20 protein-coding genes are annotated in these 25,355 nt (G+C 65.2%); 8 read left to right on the forward strand and 12 right to left on the reverse strand.

Going from position 1 to position 25,355, the window contains the following annotated elements; all coding sequences use genetic code 11:
- From E4634_RS07825 to ampD, 4 genes are all read right to left on the reverse strand, one after another.
- Positions 1-1,419 carry a serine/threonine-protein kinase gene (locus E4634_RS07825; RefSeq protein ID WP_167854818.1) on the reverse strand — a complete coding sequence of 473 codons (1,419 nt, stop codon included), beginning with the start codon at positions 1,417-1,419 and terminating at the stop codon, positions 1-3.
- 4 nt (positions 1,420-1,423) lie between these two features.
- Positions 1,424-3,001 carry a sigma 54-interacting transcriptional regulator gene (locus E4634_RS07830; protein WP_135442511.1) on the reverse strand — a complete coding sequence of 526 codons (1,578 nt, stop codon included), beginning with the start codon at positions 2,999-3,001 and terminating at the stop codon, positions 1,424-1,426.
- Between the two features lie 66 nt (positions 3,002-3,067).
- The gene (gene ampE / locus E4634_RS07835) at positions 3,068-3,904 is read right to left on the reverse strand and encodes a regulatory signaling modulator protein AmpE (protein WP_135442513.1); all 837 of its coding nucleotides are present in this window, start codon (positions 3,902-3,904) and stop codon (positions 3,068-3,070) included.
- A complete protein-coding gene (gene ampD, locus E4634_RS07840; protein ID WP_135442515.1) occupies positions 3,901-4,497 on the reverse strand; it encodes a 1,6-anhydro-N-acetylmuramyl-L-alanine amidase AmpD in 597 nt (198 codons plus the stop codon). Before ampD ends, ampE begins: the two co-directional genes overlap by 4 nt.
- 112 nt (positions 4,498-4,609) lie before the next feature.
- On the opposite strand from ampD, the gene nadC reads away from it, so the two are divergent.
- Positions 4,610-5,452, forward strand: coding sequence for a carboxylating nicotinate-nucleotide diphosphorylase (nadC, locus tag E4634_RS07845; protein ID WP_135442517.1), 843 nt, complete (start codon positions 4,610-4,612; stop codon positions 5,450-5,452).
- A 109-nt stretch (positions 5,453-5,561) separates the two neighbouring features.
- Here the strand turns inward: nadC and rraA are convergent, their stop codons facing one another.
- Both rraA and E4634_RS07855 read right to left on the reverse strand, forming a co-directional pair.
- Positions 5,562-6,044 carry a ribonuclease E activity regulator RraA gene (gene rraA, locus E4634_RS07850; protein WP_135442519.1) on the reverse strand — a complete coding sequence of 161 codons (483 nt, stop codon included), beginning with the start codon at positions 6,042-6,044 and terminating at the stop codon, positions 5,562-5,564.
- Position 6,045: 1 nt separating this feature from the next.
- Complete coding sequence (locus E4634_RS07855) at positions 6,046-7,812, reverse strand: acyl-CoA dehydrogenase (RefSeq protein ID WP_135442521.1); 1,767 nt, start codon at positions 7,810-7,812, stop codon at positions 6,046-6,048.
- A gap of 143 nt (positions 7,813-7,955) precedes the next feature.
- Between E4634_RS07855 and E4634_RS07860 the strand changes: the two genes are divergently transcribed.
- From E4634_RS07860 to E4634_RS07870, 3 genes are all read left to right on the forward strand, one after another.
- The gene (locus E4634_RS07860; RefSeq protein WP_135442522.1) at positions 7,956-8,912 is read left to right on the forward strand and encodes a LysR family transcriptional regulator; all 957 of its coding nucleotides are present in this window, start codon (positions 7,956-7,958) and stop codon (positions 8,910-8,912) included.
- Positions 8,913-9,063: 151 nt separating this feature from the next.
- On the forward strand, positions 9,064-11,244 hold the full coding sequence (locus tag E4634_RS07865; protein WP_135442524.1) for a malate synthase G: 2,181 nt from the start codon (positions 9,064-9,066) through the stop codon (positions 11,242-11,244).
- A gap of 91 nt (positions 11,245-11,335) precedes the next feature.
- Complete coding sequence (locus tag E4634_RS07870; RefSeq protein ID WP_135442526.1) at positions 11,336-13,339, forward strand: acyltransferase family protein; 2,004 nt, start codon at positions 11,336-11,338, stop codon at positions 13,337-13,339.
- A gap of 16 nt (positions 13,340-13,355) precedes the next feature.
- Here E4634_RS07870 and E4634_RS07875 read toward each other — a convergent pair whose 3' ends face one another.
- The 4 genes from E4634_RS07875 to E4634_RS07890 form a co-directional block, all read right to left on the reverse strand.
- On the reverse strand, positions 13,356-14,234 hold the full coding sequence (locus E4634_RS07875) for a glycosyltransferase family 2 protein (protein WP_135442528.1): 879 nt from the start codon (positions 14,232-14,234) through the stop codon (positions 13,356-13,358).
- A complete protein-coding gene (locus tag E4634_RS07880; protein ID WP_135442530.1) occupies positions 14,231-16,144 on the reverse strand; it encodes a hypothetical protein in 1,914 nt (637 codons plus the stop codon). Before E4634_RS07880 ends, E4634_RS07875 begins: the two co-directional genes overlap by 4 nt.
- Positions 16,141-18,129 (reverse strand): hypothetical protein, encoded by a 1,989-nt coding sequence (locus E4634_RS07885; RefSeq protein ID WP_135442532.1) that lies wholly within the window; start codon positions 18,127-18,129, stop codon positions 16,141-16,143. Before E4634_RS07885 ends, E4634_RS07880 begins: the two co-directional genes overlap by 4 nt.
- Positions 18,130-18,217: 88 nt before the next feature.
- Positions 18,218-18,697, reverse strand: coding sequence for a pilin (locus E4634_RS07890; protein ID WP_135442534.1), 480 nt, complete (start codon positions 18,695-18,697; stop codon positions 18,218-18,220).
- A 482-nt stretch (positions 18,698-19,179) separates the two neighbouring features.
- On the opposite strand from E4634_RS07890, the gene pilB reads away from it, so the two are divergent.
- The 4 genes from pilB to coaE are packed head-to-tail and all read left to right on the forward strand — an operon-like array spanning position 19,180 to position 23,662.
- Positions 19,180-20,895 carry a type IV-A pilus assembly ATPase PilB gene (gene pilB / locus E4634_RS07895; protein ID WP_135442537.1) on the forward strand — a complete coding sequence of 572 codons (1,716 nt, stop codon included), beginning with the start codon at positions 19,180-19,182 and terminating at the stop codon, positions 20,893-20,895.
- 38 nt (positions 20,896-20,933) lie between these two features.
- The gene (locus E4634_RS07900) at positions 20,934-22,154 is read left to right on the forward strand and encodes a type II secretion system F family protein (protein WP_135442539.1); all 1,221 of its coding nucleotides are present in this window, start codon (positions 20,934-20,936) and stop codon (positions 22,152-22,154) included.
- A gap of 4 nt (positions 22,155-22,158) precedes the next feature.
- Complete coding sequence (locus tag E4634_RS07905) at positions 22,159-23,043, forward strand: prepilin peptidase (protein WP_135442541.1); 885 nt, start codon at positions 22,159-22,161, stop codon at positions 23,041-23,043.
- A gap of 4 nt (positions 23,044-23,047) precedes the next feature.
- Positions 23,048-23,662 carry a dephospho-CoA kinase gene (gene coaE / locus E4634_RS07910; protein WP_135442544.1) on the forward strand — a complete coding sequence of 205 codons (615 nt, stop codon included), beginning with the start codon at positions 23,048-23,050 and terminating at the stop codon, positions 23,660-23,662.
- 6 nt (positions 23,663-23,668) lie between these two features.
- Here coaE and mutT read toward each other — a convergent pair whose 3' ends face one another.
- Together mutT and argJ are read right to left on the reverse strand one after the other, a co-directional pair.
- Positions 23,669-24,115: an 8-oxo-dGTP diphosphatase MutT gene (gene mutT, locus E4634_RS07915; protein ID WP_135442546.1), complete on the reverse strand. Its 447-nt coding sequence runs from the start codon at positions 24,113-24,115 to the stop codon at positions 23,669-23,671.
- 1 nt (position 24,116) lies between these two features.
- Positions 24,117-25,343, reverse strand: coding sequence for a bifunctional glutamate N-acetyltransferase/amino-acid acetyltransferase ArgJ (argJ, locus tag E4634_RS07920; RefSeq protein ID WP_135442548.1), 1,227 nt, complete (start codon positions 25,341-25,343; stop codon positions 24,117-24,119).
- Positions 25,344-25,355 lie beyond the last annotated feature (12 nt).

Below are 25,355 nucleotides of genomic sequence, written 5' to 3' on the forward strand. Positions count from 1 at the left end.
TCAGGGGAAGAGCGCCGCCACACTGCGGGTCAGCGTTTCCTCCCAGGCCGGCAGCGGCAGCTGCGGCGCAAACATCGCCTGCTGATAAACATACCCGGCCTCGCCATTGCGCGAGACCAGCAGCACACACAGCATCTCGTCGCACTGCAGGCTGGTGTCGATAACCTCGTCCGGCGGCACTTTTTCCAGGTCCGCATAGTAGGCGCGAGGAAGCACCGCGCCGCTCGCGTGGACGGTGCCAACCCGCGATTCGATGGTGTCGTAGACAACCTGCATCACCCAGCTGGCATTGGCCTCCCGGGGCATGCCTCGTACTGTGCTGTAGGCGATCGATGGCACTTCGAAGTGAACACGCAACGGATCGGTGCTGGTCAGCGCGTCGACCATGGCGAAAAGAACCAACGGTACGCTGGCGATAATCACCAGCCGGGTGGAGAGGCGCAGCGCAGAAAAACGCTGTATCCACAGTTCCATTCCCTTGCGCACCAGGCGCGAGCGCCCGCGGTGGCGCAGGTCCGAGGGGATGTGCGGCGGTATATCCTCGCTCGATTCGGGACGAAACCAGGGAGCGGCCTCACCGGCAAGGCTGTCCAGGCGTGAAAGCGGAATGTCGCGGGTGGCCGTGCGCAACAGGCTACGTACCCGATGGGTATCCTGGGGTCTGCGCAGCGGGTCTTTCTGCAGCAGCTCCCCGAGCAGGGTCAGCAGGTCCGGCGGCAGTTCCTCGCCGACCGGGCCATTATCCTGGACCGGCCGCGGCTCGCCGTGCAACAGCAGTTCGCTGTCGAGTTGGCCAGCGGGGCAGAACGGGTGCATGCCGGTCAGCATGCGGTACACCAGGCAGCCGAAGGCGAACAGGTCACTGCGCAGGTCGGGCGCGCTGCCCTGCAGGAGTTCCGGCGCCAGTGCAGTCGGCGAACCGGGGAGTTCCGCGCCGGAATCCGCGCCGGCCTGTTCGGTGCGACGCGCGATGCCGAAGTCGGCGAGCTTGGCGCGCCCGCTCGAAGTAATCAGCACATTGCCGGCCTTGATGTCGCCGTGAACCACGCCTTCCTGGGTCGCCGCGGCCAGCGCCGCTGCGAGGTCGGTGGCGATGCGCAACACCGAGGGCAGGCTCAGGCGGGTGCGCTGCAACAACTGCTCGAGGTCGCAACCGGGCACGTATTCCATAACGATAGCCAGGTGCTTGCGCGACTCGAGCAGATCGTAAATCTGCACCACCCGCGCATCGTTAATACCCGAGGCCCGCCGCGCCTCACCGAGCAGCTCGCGGCGCGCGCTCCAGCTGCGCGGCAGGTTGTGGATCTTGATTGCCGCCTGGCGCTGCAGGCGGCGGTCGTAGCCGAGAAAGACACGCCCCTGGCCGCCCTGGCGCAGCAGGCGAAGAATGCTGTACGGACCAATTCGCGTCTCGTTCATCGCGTCAGGCCGTTGGGCCAGTATTGCGCAGGCGGGCGCGCAGGGCGCTATGGGAAATACGCAAGTCCCTGGCCACCTCGCGCAGGTCGCCATCGCAACGGCGCAGGCTTCGCTGTAATTCCACTTCCGGTACGTCACCCGCCAGGCGGAAGTCGGGGGACACCTGTATGCGACGATAGACGGACTGCCGGCTGACGCCCAGCGCCTGGGCGACCGTGGCGATCTCGAACTCGCAGTCCTGCATCACCTCGCGAAACTCCGCCTCGGCGATATCGACCAGGCGACGACGCGACTTCGCGACCTCCGCAACACCGGATTCCTGCGCCGGGGGCTCGGACTGCGCGCTCGCGGAGTGCGCTCGCAGGGCACTGCGCAGCTCTTCGGGAATGACAGGCTGCGAGCCACCGGCCAGCACCACGCGGGCGGCAAAGTGACCGAGCTGCCGCACGTTGCCCGGCCACGGGTAGCGGGCGAAGGCATAGAACAGGTCCGCCCAGCGCGCCACTTCGATAGCGGCAGCGTCCAGATTGGGCAACTGCAATTGGGAGGCTTCCTTAACCAGTGCCGCACGCAGGAAGTGCAGGAGCAGTTCCCCGATATCCTCGGGGTGATCGCGCAGCGCCGGCAATTGCAGCTCGAGGGCGCCAAGACGGTGGCGCAGCGCGGCACGAAACAGTTTGTCGGGGTCATCCAGTTGCACGTCGGTCGCGGAAATCACGCGCACATCGATACGCCGCAGCTCGCCGCCCACTACCTGGACCTCGCGCTCCTGCAGTGCGCGCAGGAGCAGCGGCTGCACCTCCTCGGGCGTATCACCCACCTCGTCGAGAAACAGGCAGCCGCCTTCGGCCTGCTGGAAGTAACCCGGCTGGCTGCGTGCCGCACCGGTATAGGCGCCACGACTCGCACCGAACAGGGAAGCGGCGGCAAGCGCCGCCGGCACCGCGGCCATGTTCACGCTGATCATCGGACGCGCCGCACGCCGGCTGTGATGATGGATGGCCCCGGCCACCAGTTCCTTACCGGTACCCGTTTCGCCGAGCAGGAGCACGTCCGCGTCGCTGCTCGCCGCCCGCAGCACCTGCTCGCGCAGGTGGTAGAGGGCCTCGCTGCCACCGATCATGCCGCAGTCCGCACACGCTCCCGGCTGCTCGCCAGTGACACAACGCAGCATCAGGACAATCGAATGCGCCAGCAGCAGTGGCACACCTGCCGCGAGTTCCTCGCCATCCAGGTACAACGCGTCGACAAGGTCACGGCCGGCAACCCGGCAGCGACTGGCCACGGACTCGCGCTGCAGGCGCAATCCGCCCTGCGCTTGCTCGATGACAAACGCGCAGCGACTGATGTAGGGGTCGTCGAGCGCACAGGTGACAGTGCTTTCGCCGGGCCTGCTGAACACAGGGCTGCTGCGGCCGACTACCTCAGCCTGTGCCGCGGCAAAAGATAGCGCCGCGCGCTCGCCGATACGTGCGAGGTCCGGATGGAAAACAATGGTGAGCTGGTACCGCGGACGCGACAGCCGCGCGCTCTCTAGCTCGCCGAGGCTGGGAAGGGTTTTATCGCAACTGGTGTCGGGCATGCCTGGTCCATGGCATCGGATCTTATTTTTTGCGCAAGCTTACCAGCTTTGGCCGGGCAATACCTGTCAGTCGATAATCACCAGCACCGAGATCACAACGATCCAGCAAACCCCCGCCCGCCACTGCAGATTCGCCAGCACCTCATTCTGCGCCGCGGCGCGAGCACCAGTGAATTCCTCGCCGGCTTTCTTGTCCTCGCCGGTCGCGGCCATCGCCACGCTGTACAGGATTTCCGTCATCGGCATGTCGGAGTTTGAAAGCGCCAGCCAGAACTCGTCGGAACTCTCGGTCAGGTTGCCCACCAGCGAGAAGGTCGCCGCCAGCGCCCGCGCCGGCAGCCAGTCCACGTAGAACAGGAGCGTGTCGCGGTCCTCTCCCGCGGGCAGGAGCTGGCACAGGCGGTAGGCCAGCGCCCCGGCGGGGCCGAGCACCAGGAACCAGAACAGCACGCCGAACCAACGCCCCAGCGATGCGTAGAGGAAGGCGCGCTGGATGCGCGCGTGCACCTGCTCCGGCGTTTGTTCCTCGTCCGGTGCGTCTTCATCCCAGCCCAGGCGGTTGCCCACTTCCAGCCAGGCGCCCTGCAGGTCGTCGCGGCGGCAGTGGCCGCGGTAGCGCTCCTGCAGGCCGGCGAGGTCGACGCGGCCGAAGCTGTACAGCAGCAGGATCACCGCCAGGGCAATCCACAGCAGGCCGAACAGGATGGGCGTGGCGGCGAGCAGGATGAACTGCGCGACGATCGCCGGTATCGCCACGGTGAGCGCCGCCCCGAGCAGCCCGGAGGTAACCTTGCCGCCCATTGTGGATTGCCAGCGCTGGTACCAGCCGTCCTCCTGCAGGTAGGCGGCGGCGCCGGAAAAGCGCTCCAGCACCACGGCGATGATCAGGGCGAGGAAGTTCATGCGTGCAGCTCCTTGTCCGTGGCCGGCGGGGTATCCAGCGACCGCAGGTAAAAGGCCCAGTCAAACGCGGGGCCGGGGTCGGTCTTGCGCCCGGGGGCGATGTGGCAGTGGCCGACAATACGCTCGTCGGTAATGCCGGGGTACAGCCGCTGCAACTCGCGGGTGACCCGGGTGAGCATGGCGTACTGGGCCTGCGTGAAGGGCAGCTCGTCGGTGCCCTCCAGTTCGATGCCGATGCTGTAATCGTTGCAGTTCTCGCGCCCGGCGTGGCAGGAGACCCCCGCGTGCCAGGCGCGCTCGTCCAGCGGCACGAACTGCAACAGTTCGCCGTCGCGGCGGATGAGCAGGTGGGCGGAAACGCGCAGGCCGCGAATCTCGCCAAAGAAGGGGTGGGCGTCCCAGTCCAGGCAATTGGTGAACAGGCGTTCGATGGCGTCGCCCTCGAACTGGCCGGGGGGCAGGGAGATGTTGTGGATCACCAGCAGGTCCGGCTGCACATGCGCCGGGCGCTGGTCGAAGTTCGCCGAGGGCACGCGCCGCGCCTGCGGCAGCCATACGCCGCTCTCCCCCTGCTGTGCATTCTTATTCCCCATGCACAGCATCATAGAATGCCCGGTCGCGGCGCTCAACACGGGTGCTCCGTGCACTGCTACTATCGGCGGCGCCCTGCTACAATCGGCACCGCCCAAAAACGGACCCCTGTCGATGACTACTCCCGCACTCCCGCCCCTGGACGCCATCCGCGCCAACGTGCAGGCCGCTCTGGCCGAGGATATCGGCGACGGCGATATTACCGCCGCGCTGATCCCGGCGCAGGCGCAGGCCCAGGGCCGGGTGATCACCCGGGAGGCCGGCGTGCTGTGCGGCCGCGCCTGGGTGGACGAGGTATTCGCGCAGGTGGATGCGGGTATCACGCTGGACTGGCAGTGCGCGGACGGCGACCGACTCACGCCGGACCAGGTGCTGTTCACCTTCAGCGGCCCGGCCCGCGGCCTGCTCACCGGCGAGCGCAGCGCGCTCAACTTCCTGCAATTGCTCTCGGGCACCGCGACCCTGTGCGCCCGCTACGCCGGCCTGGTGGAGGGCACCGGCGTGCGCCTGCTGGATACCCGCAAGACCATCCCCGGCCTGCGCCTGGCGCAGAAATACGCGGTGGCCTGCGGCGGCTGCTACAACCACCGCATCGGCCTTTACGACGCCTTCCTGATCAAGGAAAACCATATCAACGCCTGTGGCGGTATCGCCGGCGCGGTGCGCACCGCCCGCGAACAGGCGCCGGGCAAGCCGGTGGAAGTGGAGGTGGAAAACCGCGGGGAGCTGGAACAGGCGCTGGCCGCCGGCGCAGACCGCATCATGCTGGACAACTTCTCGCTGGAGGCGATGCGCGAGGCAGTGGCACTCACCGCCGGCGCCGCGGAGCTGGAGGCCTCGGGCAATGTCACCGATGCCACCCTGCGCCCCATCGCCGAGACCGGGGTGGATTACATTTCGATCGGCGCGTTGACCAAGGACTGCAAGGCGCTGGATTTATCCATGCGCCTGCTATAACGGACGCTGCGGTCTCACCGATTGGCGGCCGCGCACGCTGGACGATGCTCGGGCTCGCTCGGATTAGCCGAAAAACTTCTGGATGAACAATACGCCGCCATGAACCGCGCTAGTCGATAAGCGGCTTGTCGCTGACAATCACGCCGTTGTTGTCCGCGTAGACGAACTCCCCCGGCAACACCGTCACCCCGCCCATGGCCACCGGCACATCGCGCTGGCCCACACCGAGTTTTTCTGTCTTGAACGGCGTGGTGCCCAGCGCCTGCACGCCGAGTTCGGTGCGGCCAATCTCGTCCACATCGCGAATCGCGCCGTGGATGACCAGCCCGGCCCAGCCGTTCTTCGCCGCTTCCTCGGCCAGCATGTCGCCGAGTAGCGCCCGGCGCAGGGAACCGCCGCCGTCCACCACGATGACGCGGCCTTCACCGGGCTCGCCCACGCAGGCTTTGACCAGCGAGTTGTCCTCGTGGCACTTGATGGTTACCGCCGGGCCGCCGAAGGCTTTCACCGCGCCGTAGTTGTTAAACTGCAGCTCCATGGCCCGCGCCTGGGGGTAGGCGTCGGTGAGGTCCGGGGTCGAGATGGCGCCCATGTCAGATCCACTCCAGCGGGTAGTCCTGCTGCACACCACCGGCGGCGCGCACCGCACCACCGTGGCCCGCGCAGCGCGGCAGCAGTTGCTCGGCGTAGTGCGCGGCGGTGGCGACTTTCGCGGCGTAGAAGGGGTTGTCGCTGCCCGCCTTGAGTTGCGCGAAGGCCACCAGCGCACCGCGCGCCAGCTGCCAGCCGCCGAACAAATAGCCGGATTGCATCAGGTAGTCGAAGGCGCCGGCCAGTGCCGTGTTTGGTGCGCCGGCCAGCGCTTCCAGCACGAACTGGGTGGACAGCTCCTGCTCCGCGAGAGCGCCCTCCAGGCCTTTCGCCATCACCGCCAGGCGCGCATCGCCGGTGTCCTTGAGCGCTGCGACGGTGTCGCGCACCATGTCCAGCACCGCGCGCATGGTGTCGCCGCCGTCGCGGCCCAGCTTGCGCGCCACCAGGTCCGCCGCCTGGATGCCGTTGGTGCCCTCGTAGATGGGCGCGATGCGCGCATCGCGCAGGTACTGCGCGGCGCCGGTCTCCTCCACGTAGCCCATGCCGCCGTGCACCTGCACGCCCTGGGAGGTCACTTCCACCCCGGCCTCGGTACACCAGGCCTTGATGATCGGGATCATCAGGTCGATGCGCGCCTGCTGCGCCGCACGCTCGGCCTCGGCGCCGCGGTGGGCGAGGTCCATGGTGATCGCCTCGGCATAGACCAGCGCGCGCATCGCCTCGGTCAGCGCCTTCATGTTGAGCAGCATGCGCTTCACGTCCGGGTGCTCGATAATCGGCACGCCGCCCTGCACCCGCTCGCGGGCGTAGGCGGTGGCCTGCTGCAGGGCGCCGTCGGCCACGCCCAGGCCCTGCACGCCGACCTTCAGGCGCGCCTCGTTCATCATGGTAAACATGGCCGCCAGGCCCTTGTTCTCCTCGCCCAGCAGGTAGCCGATGGCGCCGCCGTTATCGCCGTAGGCCATCACACAGGTGGGGCTGGCGTGGATGCCCAGCTTGTGTTCGGTGGAGACCGCGTAGACATCGTTGCGCTCGCCCAGCGAGCCGTCCTCGTTCACCAGGAACTTGGGCACGATGAACAGCGAGATGCCGCGGCTGCCCTCGGGGGCGTCCGGCAGTTTGGCCAGCACCAGGTGGATGATGTTGTCTGTAACCTCGTGGTCGCCCCAGGTGATGAAGATCTTCTGCCCGGTGATCAGGTAGTGGTCGCCCTCCGGAACTGCCCTCGCCTTCATCACGCCGAGGTCGGAGCCGGCGCCGGACTCGGTCAGGTTCATGGTGCCCATCCACTCACCGGTGTGCAGTTTCTCGAGATAAGTGGCCTTTTGTTCCTCGCTGCCGTGGGCGTGGATGGCCAGCGCCGAGCCGCAACTCAGCATGGGCGCCAGGGCCAGGGACATGTTGGAGGCGTTCCACATCTCGTGGCCGGCGGTGGCGTAGATTTCGGGCAGGCCCTGGCCGCCGTATTCCGGGTCGGCGGAAATGCCGATCCAGCCGCCCTCGCCCATCTGGCGCAGGGCCTCGGCGTGGCCATCGGGAATATGGATGCGCTTGTCCACGCAGGTGGTCGGGTTGGTGTCGCCGTTGCGGCGCAGGGGCGCCAGCACGCCGCCGGCCAGCTTGCCGGCCTCGTCGAGCAGGGCCGTGGAGAGGTCCGGCCCCACCCCCAGCTCATCGAAGCCGGGCAGGCCGCCGAGGGCGTCGCCCGCCTGCAGTACTTCGTCGATCAGGAAAACCATGTCCTCGAGGGGTGCGCGATAACTCATATCCACTCCATAAACAGCTGTTGTGTTGCTACGGCAGTTGCCGGCCAGGGGATGACGGCATTGGCAATTCTAACGGCGGGCGTATAATTCCCGGTAACAATGTACCGAATTTTTTGCATTCATTGCATGAATGTAAGGCGACCATGAACCTCAATCGTATCGATCTCAACCTGCTGGTCTACCTCGACGCGCTGCTGCGCGAGCGCAACGTCACCCAGGCCGCCAACCAGTTGAACCTCAGCCAGCCCGCCATGAGCAACGGCCTGCGCCGGCTGCGCGAGCTGTTCGACGACCCCCTGCTAGTGCGCACCAGCGACGGCATGACACCCACCGAGCGCGCGCTGGAACTGGAGCCGGTGGTGCGCGAGGTGCTCACCGAGATCGAGCGCGCGGTGCAGCCGCGCACGGAGTTCGAACCGGAGGAGGCGCACCGGGTGTTCCGCATCATGGCCAGCGACTACGCCGAGGCCACGCTGTTTCCCGCGGTACTGGCCAAGCTGCGCGCGCAGGCGCCGGGCATCACCCTGGACATCATGACCCCCTCGGACGTGAGCTTCCTCGACGTGGAGCGGGGCAAGGTGGACATGGTGATCAACCGCTTCGATTCCATGCCCCAGTCATTCCACCAGATTCTGCTGTGGAAGGACAGTTTCTCCTGCGTGCTCAACGCCCAGCACCCGATGCTGGAGGATTTCACCCTGGACAACTACCTCGGCGCGGACCACGTCTGGGTGAGCAAGACCGGCATGGGCGTCGGCGTCGGCGTCAACCCGGACGACGTGCAGCGCCTGGGCTGGGTGGACGTGGCCCTGGACAAGCTGGGCAAGAAGCGCCAGATCCGCGTGTTCACCCGCCACTACCAGGCGGCCATGACCCTCGCCGAGGAGAACGACCTGATCGTCACCCTGCCCTCGCGCGCCGCCCGACTCAAGCGCGACAACCCGCGCGTCGTACTGCGCGACCCGCCGCTGGAAATTCCACCACTGGAGCTGAAAATGGCCTGGAGCCCGCTGCTGCAGCACAACCCCGCCAACCGCTGGATACGCAAGCTGATCACCGATACCGCCCGGGAACTGGACGGACAGAAGCCAACCCCCTGACCCGAGTTCATCCCTGGACGACCCACAACATTCATTGTTGGAATGGCAACGATAAAAACGATAAATTAGCTAAATCTAGGCGTGATTCTTACAATCGGCCTATCTTCGTCGGACCGCTGACGGCCGACACATCGCAAGACAGGAATTTCACATGACCCAGCGCATCCAGCAGGGCGGCCTGCAAGTCGCCGCCGTACTCCACCGCCTGCTCGAGGAAGACATCGCACCCGGCACCGGCGTCGCGCCCGGGGATTTCTGGGACGCTCTCGAGGCCATCTTCAGCGACCTGGGTCCGGAAAACCGCGCCCTGCTCAAGCGCCGCGACGAGTTGCAGGCAAAGATCGACGCCTGGCACCGCGCCCACCCCGGCCCCGGCTACGACCGCGCCGCCTACCGCGCCTTCCTCGAGGAGATCGGCTACCTGCTGCCGGCGGGCGAGGACTTCAGCATCAGCACGCAGAACGTCGACCCGGAGGTCGCCACGCTGGCCGGCCCGCAGCTGGTGGTGCCGGTGATGAACGCCCGCTACGCCCTGAATGCCGCCAACGCGCGCTGGGGCAGCCTGTACGACGCGCTGTACGGCACCGATGTGATTCCCGAAAGCGACGGCGCCGAACGCGCCGGCGCCTACAACCCGGTGCGCGGGGCAAAGGTCATCGCCTACGCCCGCGCCCTGCTCGACGCGCACTGCCCGCTGGCCGGCGCCAGCCACGCGGACGTCACCGAATACCGCGTGCGCGGCGCCGACCTGGAGGCGACCCTGGCCAACGGCGGCAGCGCCGGGCTGGTCGACCCGGCCCAATTCGCCGGCTACACCGGTGAGCCCGCCTGGCCGACGGCCATCCTGCTGAGCCACCACGGCCTGCACCTGGAAATCCGCGTCGACCGCGAGCACCCGGTGGGTGCCACCGATGCCGCGGGCGTCGCCGACCTGGTGCTGGAGTCCGCGCTCACCACCATCCAGGACTGCGAGGATTCCGTTGCCGCGGTGGACGCCGAGGACAAGGCCGTGGTCTACGGCAACTGGCTGGGCCTGATGCGCGGCGATCTCGTCGACAGCTTCGACAAGGGCGGCAAACAGGTCACCCGCGCCCTCAACCCGGACCGCGAGTACACCGCGCCGGACGGCAGCCGCCTGGTGCTGCCCGGGCGCAGCCTCATGTTCGTGCGCAACGTCGGCCACCTGATGACCAACGAGGCGGTGCTGAACAACGAGGGCGCCGAGATTCCCGAGGGCATTCTGGACGGCATGTTCACCGCCCTGATCGCCCTGCACGACCTGAAAAAAAAAGGCCCGGACCAGCCGCGCAACTCGCGCAGCGGCAGCGTGTACATCGTCAAGCCGAAGATGCACGGCCCCGAGGAAGTGGCCTTCACCTGCAAGCTGTTCAACCGCATCGAGGACGCACTGGGCCTGGCCCGCCACACCCTCAAGGTGGGCATCATGGACGAAGAGCGGCGCACCACCGTCAACCTCAAGGCCTGCATCCGCGAGGCCCGCGAGCGCCTGGTGTTCATCAACACCGGTTTCCTCGACCGCACCGGCGACGAGATCCACACCAGCATGGAAGCCGGCGCCATGACACCCAAGGGTGCGATGAAGGAAGAGCCCTGGATCAAGGCCTACGAAGACTGGAACGTGGACGTCGGTCTGGCCTGCGGCCTGCCCGGCCGCGCGCAGATCGGCAAGGGCATGTGGGCCATGCCGGACATGATGGCGGCGATGATCGAAGCCAAGGTCGGCCACCCGCTGGCCGGCGCCAGCACCGCCTGGGTACCCTCGCCCACCGCCGCCACCCTGCACGCCATGCACTACCACATGGTCGACGTCGCCCACCGCCAGGCGGAACTGCGCGAGCGCGCGCCGGCCTCCCTGGACGATATCCTGGCGATTCCGCTCAAGGGCGCCGAAGGCCTGTCCGCCGAGGACATCCAGCGCGAACTGGACAACAACGCCCAGGGCATCCTCGGCTACGTGGTGCGCTGGATCGACCAGGGCGTGGGCTGCTCCAAGGTGCCGGACATCAACGATGTCGGCCTGATGGAAGACCGCGCCACCCTGCGCATCTCCAGCCAGCACCTGGCCAACTGGCTGCACCACGGCGTGTGCAGCGAGGCACAGGTGCGCGCCACCCTGGAGCGCATGGCGGCCATCGTCGACGAACAGAACGCCGGCGACCCGGCCTACCGCAGGATGGCGCCGGACTTCGCCAACAGCGTCGCCTTCCAGGCCGCCTGCGACCTGGTGTTCCTCGGCGGCGCGCAGCCCAACGGCTACACCGAGCCGGTACTGCATGCGCGGCGCCGGGAGGCGAAAGCCAAGTTCAGCTAGCCCTCTTTCCACGGTATGATGCCCCGCTAAAACAACGCCGCGGCGTTTCGCGCAAGAGCGGCGGTCACGGGGGCATCGACCGGGAAGGACCATGAACGGGGCCAGGGAAAAACACGCGCTTCTGCTGGATATTCAGGGGCTGCGGGCGATTGCCGTGACCCTGGTCGTGGTCGCCCATGCCGGCGTGGCCGGTGTCCAGGGCGGCTTCGTCGGCGTCGATATCTTTTTTGTCCTTTCCGGCTACCTCATCACCGGCCTGCTGATCAGCGAGCTCGAACGCGACGGCCGGGTCAGGCTCGCGAGTTTCTACGCCCGCCGGCTGAAGCGCCTGCTGCCCGCCCTGCTAGTGATGATCGTCGGCTCCTGCGTCGCCGCCCTGTACCTGCTCTCGGGCGACCAGGCCTACGCACTCACCCGCTCCATGCTGTTTGCCGTCACCTGGACGAGCAACCTGTTCTTCACCTTCCGGCACATCGACTACTTCGACGACCAGCAGAATTCGGATCTCTTCCTGCACACCTGGTCGCTGGGCGTCGAGGAGCAGTTCTACCTGCTGTGGCCCCTGCTGCTCCTGGTCGGCCATCTTATCGCCCAGCGCGCCGGGAGTGAGCGCGAGAAAACACACTACATCTTCTGGATGCTGGTCGCTGGCGGCCTGGCCAGTTGGGCGCTGTCGCTGTGGCTGACCTTCAGCCACCCCATGGCCGCGTACTACCAGATGCCGGCGCGGGGCTGGCAGTTCGCCCTCGGGGCGTGCACCTGGCTGGCGGCCAGGCACCTCGGCGGCGGGCACCTGAGCGCGTGGACGGACGCCTCGCGGCGCGCGGCCGTGACAGCCGGCCTGGTGCTCATCTGCGCGTCTGCCATCCTGATTCACCGCGACCAGCCCTACCCCGGCTTCTGGGCCCTGCTGCCCTCCTGTGGCACGGCGCTCGTGCTACTGTGCGTCGCGCCCGGGCGCTCGCACCGCGTCCTCTCCCACCCGGTCCTGGTGTGGCTGGGCGACCGCTCCTACTCCTGGTACCTGTGGCACTGGCCGGTCCTGATGATTGGCGAAGCCCTGAACCTGTCGCACTCTCCCGTGGCGATAGCGCTGCAGATTGCCTTTTCGCTGTCCCTGGCGAGTGTGTCCTATGCGCTGGTTGAATACCCGTTCTGGCGCGGCAGGCTCAGTCGGTTCCAACCCGGCAGGGTGATCGGCGCGTCGCTGGCGGCGATGCTGCTCGCCGCCAATATCTGCATGCTCACGCTCGCCCAGAGCACCAGCAAGCCCGGGTTTGACCAGGCCCAGCGTATACGCCTGGCAGAGGCCGACCTGCCGGTCATCTACCGGCAGGGCTGCGATACCTGGTACGAGAGTGCGGATCTTACGCCCTGCGATTATCACACCGAGGGCTACAGCAGGACCGCCGTTATGCTGGGCGACAGTATGCTGGCGCAATGGTTTTCACTGTTTGCGACACTCTATGCCCCCCCGGAGTGGCGGATGGTCGTGCTCACCAAGTCCGCCTGCCCGATGGTCGATGAGGATTTCTTCTATGAGCGTATCGGGGAAACCTATGCGGTGTGTTCACAGTGGCGTGAGGCCGCCCTGGAGTACCTGGCAGAAATGCGGCCGGACGTCATCATCACCGGCAGCGGACTGAACGAAGCGTTCAGCGAGACACAGTGGATTGAGGGTAGCCGGCGAGTATTGGAACAACTCGCCGCTGCAGCGGGGCAGGTGATACTGCTGCCCTCCACGCCCAAGCTCACCCTGCACGGCCCATCCTGCCTGCTCGGTGCGCTGGAAAGCGCCGGCGCGGACGCTCCGCTGCCGACGCTGGCACCTGCATGCTCCTCGGACCGTTCGCTACCGCTCGCCAAGAGGCTGCGGGATTACGTCGCCGCCGCGGCGACCCAGGTAGAAGGTGTGAGGCTCCTCGACCTCACGCCACTGGTCTGCCGTGATGGCGTGTGCAGTGCGGTGACGCGAGATGGAACTGTCGTGTATCGCGACAAACAGCACCTGACGGATACCTTCGTACGCTCGCTGGCGCCGACGGTGACGACAATGCTCAACGACCTGGCCAGCAGGGAGCGGACCATCGACTAGCCCGACAGGCAACCGGTTACTCGGTGTGATCCTCGACGTCTGAATCCTTGTACTGCAGGTTGGTCAGCTGCTCTGCGAGCAGGCCGATCAGGAATACAATCATCCCGAACAGGATAAGCAGCGTGCTCATGTTGGTAAAACGCAGGGTGCCGCTGGAGATGTTCGCGATCACATAGTTCAGCACGCCGAGCATGGAGACCAGCACAGAGACCGGGAAGTACACCTTGAGCGGCGAGTACAGCGTACCGATCTTGAAGATAATCAGGAAAAAGCGCACGCCATCGCGCAACACGTTGATATGGCTCTTGCCCAGGCGATCGGCAACGCTGATCGGCACGAACCCAACGCTGTAGCCCGCGCGGAAGAAGGCCATGGTCGACGTTGTCGGGTAGCTGAAGCCATTCGGCAGCAGGTAGAGAAAGCTCAGGAACTTGCGCCGGTCGACCACGCGGAATCCGGAAGTGAGGTCGTCGATGCGCCGGTTGACCATCCAGCTGGCCAGCTTGTTGTACAGGCTGTTCGCGCTCCAGCGCGCCACGCTGGCCTGGGATTCCAGGCCGCTGCGCGCGCCCACCACCATGTCGTAGCCTTCTTCGACCTTGTACAGCAGGCGCTCGATGTCCGCCGGGTTGTGCTGGCCATCGCCGTCCATGAAGACAATGTAATCGCCCTGGGCGGCGCGGGCCCCGGATTTGATCGCGGCGCCGTTGCCTTTGCTATAGGGATGGCTGACGACCGTGACACCGTATTGCTCGCACACCGCCACCGTGCCATCGCTCGAGCCATCATTGACGACAATGATTTCGGCGTCCGGGTAGTGCTCGCGCAGCGAGGGCAGCGTTACCGCCAAGCCCTGCTCTTCATCCTTGGCAGGAATGACTATGGAAAAATTCAATCTTCTCCCTCCAGGTAAAGGGCGAGGGTGTCTCGTTCGCCGCGGCTAAGTTTCCCTGCATCACGCTTTGCTTGCAACTGCGCAATCAGGTTTTTCACCTCCGCGTCACGGCGCAGCGCGGTGGCAAAATGCAATTGCATCAACAATTCGCGCGTGCGGCCTGGCGAGAGCTGCAGGGACCGCGCGGTATATTCAAAAGCATCTTCCCAACGGTAATTTGCGTTCGCCAGTATGGCGAGCGCGGTAAACATGTTGGCTGAAGCGAGACGGGTATCGAAACGCTGCAGATACAGCGCGTTGAGGTGATCGAGGAAACCCTCCCAGTCAAAATCCGCGCAGACATCATTCTCGCGCAGCTTTATCACCACGCTCATGGTCGCGACCACACCCAGGGGACGCCGGGGGTCGCGCCGGCCCAACTCGCGATACTCTTCCGCAGCGAGCGGCTGCCGGGCTATGCACGCCAGCGCCAGATTGCGCAGTATGTAGTCGCCGTAATGCTCCTCGCCGGCAGCGGCGCGCCGGGAAGAGAGTTCATAAGCGGCCTGGGAATACTTCAGGGCGGCATCGCGTGCTCCGGCGTAGGCCAGCTGCGTCGCCAGTTGCTTGTTGGCGCGCGCCGAATCCGGGTGACCATTGACCTGCTGCAGTGCCAGCAAATGGGCACTGGACCAGATCTGTACCTGCGAACTGGTAGCTGCGGCGTACAGCAACAGCAGCGCTGCCATCCACGCTTGCAGCGGCCGGGCCAGTTCCCGCCAGCGCTTCACCAGCAGCGCGTAGAGCGTCAGCGGCAGCAAGACCAGGCCCACCGAGGGCAGGTAGTTGCGATGCTCAAAGTACAACTCGAGCGGCCAGACGGTGGATTCGAGGCTGTGCCCGGCGAGGAAGAACAAGGCGCAGAAGGAAAGTCGTCGCAGTGCCGACCAGCGCCAGGACAGCGCTACAGCCAACAGCAAGACGACCCAGGCGAGAATAGCTGGCAGCGTGGTGGCCGGCTGCCAGAGCGAGGTGGATACCGGAAAATCATCGTGGAAAATGCCCAGACGGGCTATATCCGGCCAATAGAACTGGGCCAGGTAATCCCACAGTATGCGCGGCTCGGTCAGGATTCGTTCCAGCAGAGTAAAGTCGCGAAAATGGTAACGTGCGGTGAGCGAGTCCCAGCGGATGGCCAGCAGCACCGCCACCGCTGCCACGCCGATGCCCAGGCCACCGTAGGTCACCTTGCGCAGCCAGCCGATGACGCGCCCGCCCTGGTCCCGGAACTGTAGCCAGCACGCCTCCAGCAACAGCACGATAGGCAGGGTAACCAGTGCGTTCTCCTTGGAGAAAACGCCGCAGGTGAAGGCTGCAACAGACAACAATAAATAGCGGTAGCGGCTGCGGCCCGAGCCCAGGCTGCGGCGCCAGTAGATATAGGCGACCAGGCTGAGCAGCGAAAACAGCGCCGCCAGTTGCGCCATGCGCTGGACGACATAGAGCACAGTACTGACCTGCAACGGGGCGAGCAGCCACAGCCCGGCACACAGTACAGCCATGGTCGCAGACCCCGGACACTCCAGCGGAGCCAGCAGGAGCACCAGTAGCCAGGCGACCACTACGCCGATAAGCAGATGCAGGCAGATATTGACCAGTTTGGAGGTGGCGAAATCTCCGCCCAGCAACCGCTCAACGACGAAAGTCGCCATGGAAACCCCGCGACCGAGGGGACCGGAGTTGTCTCCGAGCACATAGTCGAGCGCCTGTTCCGGCGCCTGGGCGACATCGCTGAGTCCGCCCAGACTGGAGATATCGTCCAGCAACACCGGGCCCTGCACACCCGGGTAATAAAGCCATGCCGCCGTTCCCAGCAGTAGCAACAACAACAGCACGGGCAAGGCCTGCACCCTTGGCAACCAGGCACTCATCCGGCCAGGTTCCCGCTGCCGTCAGGTTTGTCGCTAGCCTCGGACTCCACGGAAGGCGCGGAAAACACGCGCCGCAGCACGCCCAGTTCACGGCGGCCGGGATCGTGGTACATCCAGGATTTGACGGTTTCAAACATACCGGAGAGGTCCTGCCGCTCGGCTTGCTCCGACAACAGCAGGGCGTGAATTCGCGTTTGCCCCGGGTGCCGCGCCAGGAGGGTCTGCAACTGGGCCAGCCGCGCATCCGATGAGGCCCCGCTCAGGCGCATATAGCGATAGCGCAAAACACCCAGCTGTACGTTGCCGGGATAGCGTCTGTCCAGGATATCCAGGATCTCCTGGAAGTCCGCTGTGGCCCCGTCGCAGGCGCCCGCTGCGAAACAATCCACCAACGCACCCAGGGCCGCGTAATCCGAGGCCTGTAGCGGCCGATCGCGTGAGAGTTCCCGCAGGTGCCCGAACCAGTCGTTGTACTGCTGCAGTTTGGGAAAGTAGTACTCATCGAGGTAAAACAGCATGACGATGGCCGCCATGTCCCGAGGATTTTCCTGGTACATCAACTCGAAGTGGTGGCGCGCCAGCAGCAGGTGCCCCTCGAGTTCCTCGCGTGACGCCTCACTCTTGAGTCCCCGGCCATGGGCGCGCAATTGCGCCTGCGCCAGGAAATAGTGCGAGCGCGAGGAGGCAGGGTGATTGGCGGCGTTAACCGCGCTGAGACGCAGTGGCTCCGCCCAGGTGAAAACCCGCAGGAACAACAGCGTGCCGCACACCGCCACTAGCGCGCATACCGGTATGGCCGGTGCTACCGCAGGCAGTCGGCGAATCAGGCCGGCGAGCAGCGCTGCGCACAGGATAAAAACGGCAACGCTAGGGAGGTAATTGCGATGCTCGTAGACCATCTCCAGGGGCCAGATACTGCTCTCCAGAAAATGGCCGACAAGGTAGAACAGCACCGCGAACAGCAGCAGCGGCACCCGCGTGCGCAGCACCAGGGCCAGGCCGGCAAGCACACACCAGGCGACGCCGGCGAGCAGCGTTGAGACCGGCGCCAACCAGCCTTGCGAGAGCGGGATATCATCGTGCTGGAAGCCCATCCGGCCGATATCGGGAAACACCATCCAGGCCAGGTACTGCCAGAGCAGGCGCAACTGCGTGAGCAGGCGCTCATGCAGCGAAAAGTCCCGCCTTGCATAGCCCTTGGTCAGCGCCTCCGGCCAGAACCACAGCACGAGTGCGAGCAAGACCAATGGTGCCAACAGGCCACCCCAGCCCAGCCAGGCGAGCCCGGAGTTGCGACGACCCGCCCATTCGCCGCGGAAAAGGCTGACCTCCATCACCGGGATCAGCCACAACACGAGGGCGCCGTTCTCCTTGGAGAGAACCGAAAACGTGGTCAGCAGGGCGATCCACAGGCCAGTGCCGACAATTTCCCCCGCACCGGCACCGCGCCGCGCCCAGCGCTCGCGGCGCTGCGCAAACAGCAAGAGTGCCGCCAGGGCAAACAGCGTTGCCAGCCCCGTCATACGTTGCACTGCGTACAACACCGTCGAAACATGCAGGGGAGCCAACAGCCACAGCGCCGCAGCCAGCAGCGCAGTCCAGTTGAGCGCGTCTCGCGGCGCTTGCGGCAGGCCGCGCACCAACACCAGGCGCGCCAGGGCAAAAACGAGCACACCGCAGCCGAGGTGAATGAACAGGTTCACGCTCTTCACCGGCAGCGCTTTCACGCCGCCGGACGCAACGTAATTTGCGGCGAAACTGAGCATGGCGAGGGGGCGATGCAGGGGGCCGGCGTTGGAACTCAGGCTCGCCGTACGCCAGTCGTCGAACTCGGCGCCGTCGATACGCAGGTGAGGGTTCGCGGTCAACGCGGGACCGTCGTCGAAAATGAATGGCCCGTTCAGGCCGGAGACATACAGCGCCGCCACCAGCAATAGCAGCAAAAACAGTACAACGAGGTGAATGCGGGTAAGCGGGGAGGGCATTTATCTGATTGCCTGAAAACCGGCAAACAATCTAGCATAAAAAAAGCCCGGTCGGAGACCGGGCTTTCTAGCCTTGCGACTGGCCGGATTAGCGGCAGTTTGAGGGCAGGAACTTGGTGGGGATAGAGTTCACAGTACCCTGGCTGTAAGGTGCGTCCTGTACAGACTTGCACTTCCAGGCCAGCGTGCTGCCACCGCGGGTCACACCGGACAGGGAGAAGCCGTACGGGTCGTTGCCGCCGGGGATGACGCCGTCCGCGATAACCGCAGTGACCAGCGGCAGGTTGGCAGAGATAGTTGAGGAGTAACCGATGGACACAACGATGTCCTTGGCCGGGTTGGTCAGCAGGCCAGCCTTGTCGGAATCTTCCGGCATGTAGTTGTTGGTCGCGTAGAACTCAGAAATAGAGGTCTTGGCTTCGGCCAGCGCGGCCAGCGGCTCAGACATCTTGGAACGCACGATGTAATCCTGGTAAGCCGGCAGCGCAATGGCGGCCAGAATGCCGACGATCGCGATAACGATCATCAGTTCGATCAGGGTGAAACCCTTTTGTACTTGCTTGTTCATGTTCCCTACTCCGTAGATGCTTCAGTGTGGTGTGTCGGGACCGCGTCACCCGGAAGTGGCCCGGTTCCGTCAGTCGGCTTTACAGGTAGTGCAGGGACCGGGCCAACTTTTTAATCAAGCCCGAAATCAGTTTTTATTCTCTTTAAATACAGTATGTTAGAGAGAGCAAACCCCAAGTCGCCTGCAATCGGGCACCTCTCCTACAGGTTTTCGACACCGTCACATAGTGACAAATATTGTCATATGGTGACGCGGCGGACCGCGCCCGTCGACTGTCGCCCGCCCGCACCACCGGCGGCTCACCACAGCCGAGCGTTGCAACACCCATATAATGAATGCAGACGAAGTCACAAAATCGTGACATTTCCCCATTCTCTTCTTGGCAAAACCTATGCCCGGGGCAAGCCCAATGTTTATACTGAGCCGAATCAGGGAGTTACGTAACCCACACAGAGAACTCCTTCACCGGAGCCTGGGCTCGAATGAACGACAAGGGTATAGGACAACTCAGTGGCCTCGCCGGACGACTGGTCGCGGAAGGCCTGCTCTCCGCGGAAGACGCGGTGGACGCACAACGCGAATCCTCCATGCAGAGGGTTCCGTTTGTCTCGTTCCTGGTCGAGCGAAAGAACGTCAACAGCGACCGTCTTGCCGCCGTGGCCTCACAGGAGTTCGGCGTCCCCCAGTTTGATATCAGCGCCTTCGACATGTCGGTGATGCCCGCCGGGCTGGTCAAGCCCGAACTGGTCACCAAACACCACGCCATACCCCTGTTCCGTCGCGGCAATCGCCTGTTTATCGCGGTGTCGGACCCGACCAACCTGGCGGCGCTGGACGAGATCAAGTTTCACACCGGCATCAATACCGATGCAGTGCTGGTAGAGGAGCGCGCCCTCAGCAAACTGATCCAGGCCTGGAGCGACGCCCAGGATTCCCTCGGCGACGGTCTCATGGACCTCGACCAGGAAGAACTCGAAAGCATCGATATCTCCACCGGCGAGGCGCCCCAGGGGGAAGAAGGTGGCGAGGCTGTCGACGAGACGCCGATCGTGCGCTTCGTCAACAAGGTACTGATCGACGCTATCAAGCAGGGCGCTTCGGACATTCACTTCGAGCCCTACGAGCACGACTACCGCGTGCGTTTCCGCACCGACGGCGTACTGCGCGAGGTCATCCGCCCGCCGCGCAACCTGGCCGGTCGCCTGGCGGCGCGTCTCAAGGTCATGTCGCAAATGGACATCTCCGAGCGCCGCATCCCGCAGGACGGGCGCATCCAGATGAAACTCTCGCGCAACCGCGCCATCGACTTTCGTGTGAACACACTGCCCACGCTGTTCGGCGAGAAGATCGTACTGCGTATCCTCGACCCGACCAGCGCGCAGATGGGCATCGACGCCCTGGGCTACGAGGATGAGCAAAAGGCCCTGTACATGAAGGCCCTGCACCAGCCGCAGGGTATGATCCTGGTGACCGGCCCGACCGGTTCCGGTAAAACCGTATCGCTGTACACCGGCCTCAACATCCTGAACACGCCGGAGCGCAACATCTCCACCGCGGAGGACCCGGTGGAAATCAACCTCTCCGGCATCAACCAGGTGCACGTGAACCCGAAGGTGGGACTCAACTTCGCCGAGGCCCTGCGCTCCTTCCTGCGCCAGGACCCCGACATCATCATGGTCGGTGAGATTCGTGACCTCGAGACCGCGGAAATCGCGATCAAGGCCGCGCAAACCGGTCACCTTGTGTTGTCCACCCTGCACACCAACAGCGCCGCGGAAACCATCACTCGCCTGCTCAACATGGGTGTGCCCTCGTTCAACGTGGCGACCTCGGTAGACCTGATCATCGCCCAGCGCCTGGCGCGCCGCCTGTGCAAGGAGTGCGCGGCACCCGCGGACCTGCCGGAAGACGTACTGCTCAAGGAAGGCTTCACCGGGGAACTGCTTAAGGACGCGACGATTCGCAAGGCCGTCGGCTGCGACCTGTGTATCGAGGGCTACAAAGGGCGGGTAGGTATCTACGAGGTCGTGCGCATCACGCCGAAGATGGCCTCGATGATCATGGAGGGCGGCAACTCCCTCGAACTGCAGGAACTGGCCACCGCGGAGGGCTTCGCCACCCTGCGCCAGTCGGCCCTGCTCAAGGTTGCCCGCGGTATGACTTCGCTGGAAGAAGCCAATCGTATTACCGTCGATTAAAACAACGCTAAAGATCAGCACACAGGACATCGAACACTATGGCAACGGCAACCGGGAACGACGTATTCACCTGGAGCGGGACCGACAAGAACGGCCGCACCGCCAAGGGCGAAATTTCCGCTGCGAGCAGCGCCATGGCCAAGGCGCAGCTGCGCCGGCAGGGTATCGTGCCCAAGGCTGTCAGGAAAAAACCCAAGCCGCTGTTCGGCTCGGGCAAAGGTAAGCCGATCAAGCCGGCGGACATCGCGGTATTCACCCGCCAGATGGCAACGATGATGAAAGCCGGCGTGCCGCTGGTGCAAAGCTTCGACATCGTGGTCGATGGCCTGGAAAAGCAGCGCATGCGCGAGATGGTCGCGGAGATCCGTACCGATGTCGCCTCCGGTAATGGCCTGGCGCCGTCCCTGGAGAAGTTCCCGCGCCACTTCGACGAACTGTTCTGCTCCCTCATCGCCTCCGGTGAAGACTCCGGTACGCTGGAGGTCATGCTCGACCGGGTGGCCACCTACAAGGAAAAGACCGAAGCGCTGAAGGCCAAGATCAAGAAGGCCATGACCTACCCGATCGCGGTCATCGTGGTCGCGGTCGTGGTGACCCTGATCCTGCTAATCAAGGTAATTCCCGTATTCGCCAAGACCTTCGAGGGCTTCGGCTCGGAATTGCCCGCGTTCACCAAGTTCGTGCTCAACATCTCCTATTTCGTGCAGGACTGGTGGTTCATAGGGCTTGTCGGCGCGGCCGTGGCCATATTCACGTTCCGCGAGGCGAAGGTCCGCTCGGTTCGCTTCTGCGAGTTCCTGGACCGGCTGGCCCTCAAGATTCCCATCGTCGGTGGCATCGTCCACGACGCTGTCGTCGCGCGCTTCTCGCGCACCCTGTCCACCACTTTCGCCGCCGGTGTTCCGCTGGTCGACGCCCTGGACTCCACCGCCGGTGCCGCGGGCAACTCGGTGTACGCCCACGCTATCCGCCAGATCCGCGACGATGTAACTTCCGGTACCACGCTGTACAACTCGATCAAGTCCACCGGCATTTTCCCGCACATGCTGTTGCAGATGGTGTCCATCGGTGAAGAATCCGGTGCCCTCGACGAGATGCTGGGCAAAGTGGCCGACCACTACGAGGCCGCGGTAGACGATGCCGTGGACAACCTCAGCTCGCTGCTCGAGCCGCTGATCATGTCGGTACTGGGCATTCTGGTGGGCGGCCTGATGATCGCCATGTACCTGCCGATCTTCATGCTGGGTTCCGTCATCTGATACGGTGTCCTCGCTTACGCTACTCGACGCGCTGAATCAGAACGGCTGGCTGCTGCTCGGCAGCCTGCTGGCACTCGGGCTGATCGTCGGCAGTTTCCTCAATGTGGTCATCTATCGCCTGCCGGTGATGATGGAAACCCGCTGGCGTGCCGATTGCTGCGAATTGCTGGAGCTGCCGCAGGAGAAGACCGACCGGCCGCTCAGCCTGGCTTTTCCCAATTCCCACTGCCCGGCCTGCGAGGCGCCGATCCGCGCCTGGCAGAACATCCCGGTCATCAGCTACCTGCTACTGCGCGGACGCTGCGCCAATTGCGCCGTACACATCCCTCTGCGCTACCCGCTGGTGGAACTGGTCACCGGCCTGATAACCGCAGCCCTGGCCTGGCACTTCGACGCCTCCCTCGCCCTGTGCGGCGCCATGTTTTTCACCTGGGTGCTCATCGCCCTGACCATGATCGACGTCGATCACCAGTTGCTGCCCGACGACCTCACCCTGCCCCTGCTGTGGCTGGGCCTGGCCTTCAATCTCGGCGGCACTTTCGTACCCCTGGCCGATGCGGTGATCGGCGCCATGGCCGGTTATCTCAGCCTGTGGAGCGTGTTCTGGCTGTTCAAGCTGCTCACCGGCAAGGAGGGCATGGGTTATGGGGATTTCAAGTTGCTTGCCGCGCTGGGCGCGTGGCTTGGCTGGCAGGCACTGCCGCTGATCATCCTGTTGTCGTCCCTGGTGGGCGCGGTGGTCGGCCTGGCGCTGGTATTCGCGCGCCGTCACGGCCGCGACGTCCCCATACCTTTCGGCCCCTACCTGGCCGCGGCCGGCTGGATCGCGCTGCTTTGGGGCGAACAGATTACCGGCGTCTACCTGCGCAGCGCCGGCCTCGGGCCCTGATGCCATGCCCGCGAGCCTGGTGGTGGGTGTTACCGGCGGTATCGGCAGCGGCAAGTCCGCGCTGACCGAACGGCTGGCCGCACACGGCATCGCGGTGGTCGACGCCGACCTCGCCTCCCGGGTGATTGTCGAGCCGGGGCGTCCCGCCCTCGTGGCGATTGCCGAACACTTCGGTGCCGACATCCTCAACAGCGACGGCGCCCTGGACCGCGCCGCCCTGCGCGCGCAGGTGTTCGCCGACCCCGAACAGCGCCGCTGGCTGGAAGCCCTCACCCACCCCCTGATCGGCGAGGAGATTCGCGCTCAGTTGGCGGCCGCGGAGTCGCCCTACGCGGTGCTGGTATCGCCACTATTGCTGGAATCGGCGCAGCGCCAGCTGGCCGACCTGGTGGTGGTTGTGGATGTGCCGGAGGAAGTACAGGTGCAGCGCACCATGGCGCGCGACGCTAACGACGAGGCCCAGGTGCGACGGATCATGGCGGCGCAAATGACCCGGGCGCAGCGCCTGGAGCAGGCAGACATCGTGGTGGACAACACCCGGCCGCTGGCCGAGCTGGATTCGCTGGCGGAGGAACTGCACCGGGAGTTTCTCGCCCGGGCGGAGGCGGCTCGCAGCTGACGGGTGTTACTGCCCCGCGTCCCCGCCGGTACTTGCCGCAGGCAGCGATAGCAACTCAACCGCGGCGACGATAGGCTGGTTGGCGGCGGGAAAGGCGTGCTCGCGCAGCTGTCCCACATCGACCCAGCGCATCGGCTGTCCCTCCAGCGCACGCGGCTCACCGGCGAACTCCCACACCACGTGAACATCGAGCAGGACCTGCTTGTCGCCGTAGTCGTGGCGCACTTCCAGCAGGGCGGATGTGCGGGTCGGCTGGATCCCCAGCTCCTCGCGCAACTCGCGACCGAGGCCCTCGGCCAGGGATTCGCCCGCCTCCAGCTTGCCGCCGGGAAACTCCCAGAGGCCGCCCTGGTGGGCGTCGTCGGCACGGCGGGTGAGCAGCACGCGACCATCCGTATCCAGGATCACCGCCACCGCAACATGCACGGCGGCAGCGTCAGAACCAGCACTCATTTCAGGACCGGTATTCCGCGTTGATGCGCACGTAGTCGTAAGAGAAGTCGGTGGTCCAGACGCTGGCGCTGGCCGCGCCGCGTGCCAGTTCGATGCGAATGACGATCTCCTCGGGTTTCATCGCCGCGACGCCCTGCTCCTCGGTATAGCTGGCGGCGCGACAGCCGCGCTCGGCGATCAGCACATCGTTGAGGTAGACGCCGACGAGGTTGACGTCGAGGTCCTCCAGCCCGGCGCGCCCGATCGCCGCCAGCAGCCGCCCCCAGTTGGGGTCGGAGGCGAACAGGGCGGTTTTCACCAGGGGTGAATGGGCGATGGTAAAGGCCACGTCCAGGCACTCCTGCTCGTCGCGACCGCCATCGACCTGCACGGTGACGAACTTGCTGGCGCCCTCGCCGTCGCGCACCAGGCCCTGGGCGAGGTTGACGCACACGCTCTCCACCGCCTCGGCCAGCGCGGCGAACAGCGGCGACGAGGTATCGGAGAGCGGGGAGTTGCCGGCGGCACCGGTGGCCACCAGCACGCAGGCGTCGTTGGTCGAGGTATCGCCATCCACGGTGATGCGATTGAACGACAGTTCCGCGGCACGGCTGATGATGCCCTGCAGTACCTCGCGCTCCACCGCGGCATCGGTGGCGATATAGCCGAGCATGGTCGCCATGTTCGGCCGGATCATACCGGCGCCCTTGGCGATACCGGTGACCACGTAGTCACGGCCCTCGCAGTGGAAGCGCAGGGAGTGGCCCTTGGGGCGGGTGTCAGTGGTCATGATGCCGCTGGCCGCGGCGGCCCAGCCATCGGCGTCCAGTTCGGCCAGCGCTGTGGGCAGCACCGCCTCGATCTTCGCCACCGGCAGCGGTTCACCGATCACCCCTGTAGAAAAAGGCAGCACCGCCTCGACCGGCACCCCCGCCGCGTCACCCAGCAGCTCGCAGCAGCGCTGGGCATCGGCCATGCCGCGCTCGCCGGTGCCGGCGTTGGCATTGCCGGTGTTGGTCAGCAGGTAGCGCACCGCGCCACTGGTTTGCGCCAGGTGGCGCCGGGACAGGGTCACCGGCGCGGCACAGAACGCGTTGCGGGTGAATACGCCTGCGCAGGTCGCGCCGGCGGCGAGTTCCATGACCACGACATCGCGGCGCCCGGGCTTCTTGATGCCCGCGCTGACGGTAGCCAGGCGCAGGCCGGGAACCGGATACAACTCGGGCAGAGCGCCCTCACCTACTGCCATCGCCTGTGTCTC

Source organism: Mangrovimicrobium sediminis (genome assembly GCF_004745945.1).
Classification (GTDB): Bacteria; Pseudomonadota; Gammaproteobacteria; order Pseudomonadales; family Halieaceae; genus Mangrovimicrobium; species Mangrovimicrobium sediminis.

Coding starts and splice junctions, on each gene's coding strand:
- E4634_RS07825 (WP_167854818.1), bottom strand. CDS start 1,419: ATGAACGAGACGCGAATTGGTCCGTACAGCATTCTTCGCCTGCTGCGC.
- E4634_RS07830 (WP_135442511.1), bottom strand. CDS start 3,001: ATGCCCGACACCAGTTGCGATAAAACCCTTCCCAGCCTCGGCGAGCTA.
- ampE (WP_135442513.1), bottom strand. CDS start 3,904: ATGAACTTCCTCGCCCTGATCATCGCCGTGGTGCTGGAGCGCTTTTCC.
- ampD (WP_135442515.1), bottom strand. CDS start 4,497: ATGGGGAATAAGAATGCACAGCAGGGGGAGAGCGGCGTATGGCTGCCG.
- nadC (WP_135442517.1), top strand. CDS start 4,610: ATGACTACTCCCGCACTCCCGCCCCTGGACGCCATCCGCGCCAACGTG.
- rraA (WP_135442519.1), bottom strand. CDS start 6,044: ATGGGCGCCATCTCGACCCCGGACCTCACCGACGCCTACCCCCAGGCG.
- E4634_RS07855 (WP_135442521.1), bottom strand. CDS start 7,812: ATGAGTTATCGCGCACCCCTCGAGGACATGGTTTTCCTGATCGACGAA.
- E4634_RS07860 (WP_135442522.1), top strand. CDS start 7,956: ATGAACCTCAATCGTATCGATCTCAACCTGCTGGTCTACCTCGACGCG.
- E4634_RS07865 (WP_135442524.1), top strand. CDS start 9,064: ATGACCCAGCGCATCCAGCAGGGCGGCCTGCAAGTCGCCGCCGTACTC.
- E4634_RS07870 (WP_135442526.1), top strand. CDS start 11,336: ATGAACGGGGCCAGGGAAAAACACGCGCTTCTGCTGGATATTCAGGGG.
- E4634_RS07880 (WP_135442530.1), bottom strand. CDS start 16,144: ATGAGTGCCTGGTTGCCAAGGGTGCAGGCCTTGCCCGTGCTGTTGTTG.
- E4634_RS07885 (WP_135442532.1), bottom strand. CDS start 18,129: ATGCCCTCCCCGCTTACCCGCATTCACCTCGTTGTACTGTTTTTGCTG.
- E4634_RS07890 (WP_135442534.1), bottom strand. CDS start 18,697: ATGAACAAGCAAGTACAAAAGGGTTTCACCCTGATCGAACTGATGATC.
- pilB (WP_135442537.1), top strand. CDS start 19,180: ATGAACGACAAGGGTATAGGACAACTCAGTGGCCTCGCCGGACGACTG.
- E4634_RS07900 (WP_135442539.1), top strand. CDS start 20,934: ATGGCAACGGCAACCGGGAACGACGTATTCACCTGGAGCGGGACCGAC.
- coaE (WP_135442544.1), top strand. CDS start 23,048: ATGCCCGCGAGCCTGGTGGTGGGTGTTACCGGCGGTATCGGCAGCGGC.
- mutT (WP_135442546.1), bottom strand. CDS start 24,115: ATGAGTGCTGGTTCTGACGCTGCCGCCGTGCATGTTGCGGTGGCGGTG.
- argJ (WP_135442548.1), bottom strand. CDS start 25,343: ATGGCAGTAGGTGAGGGCGCTCTGCCCGAGTTGTATCCGGTTCCCGGC.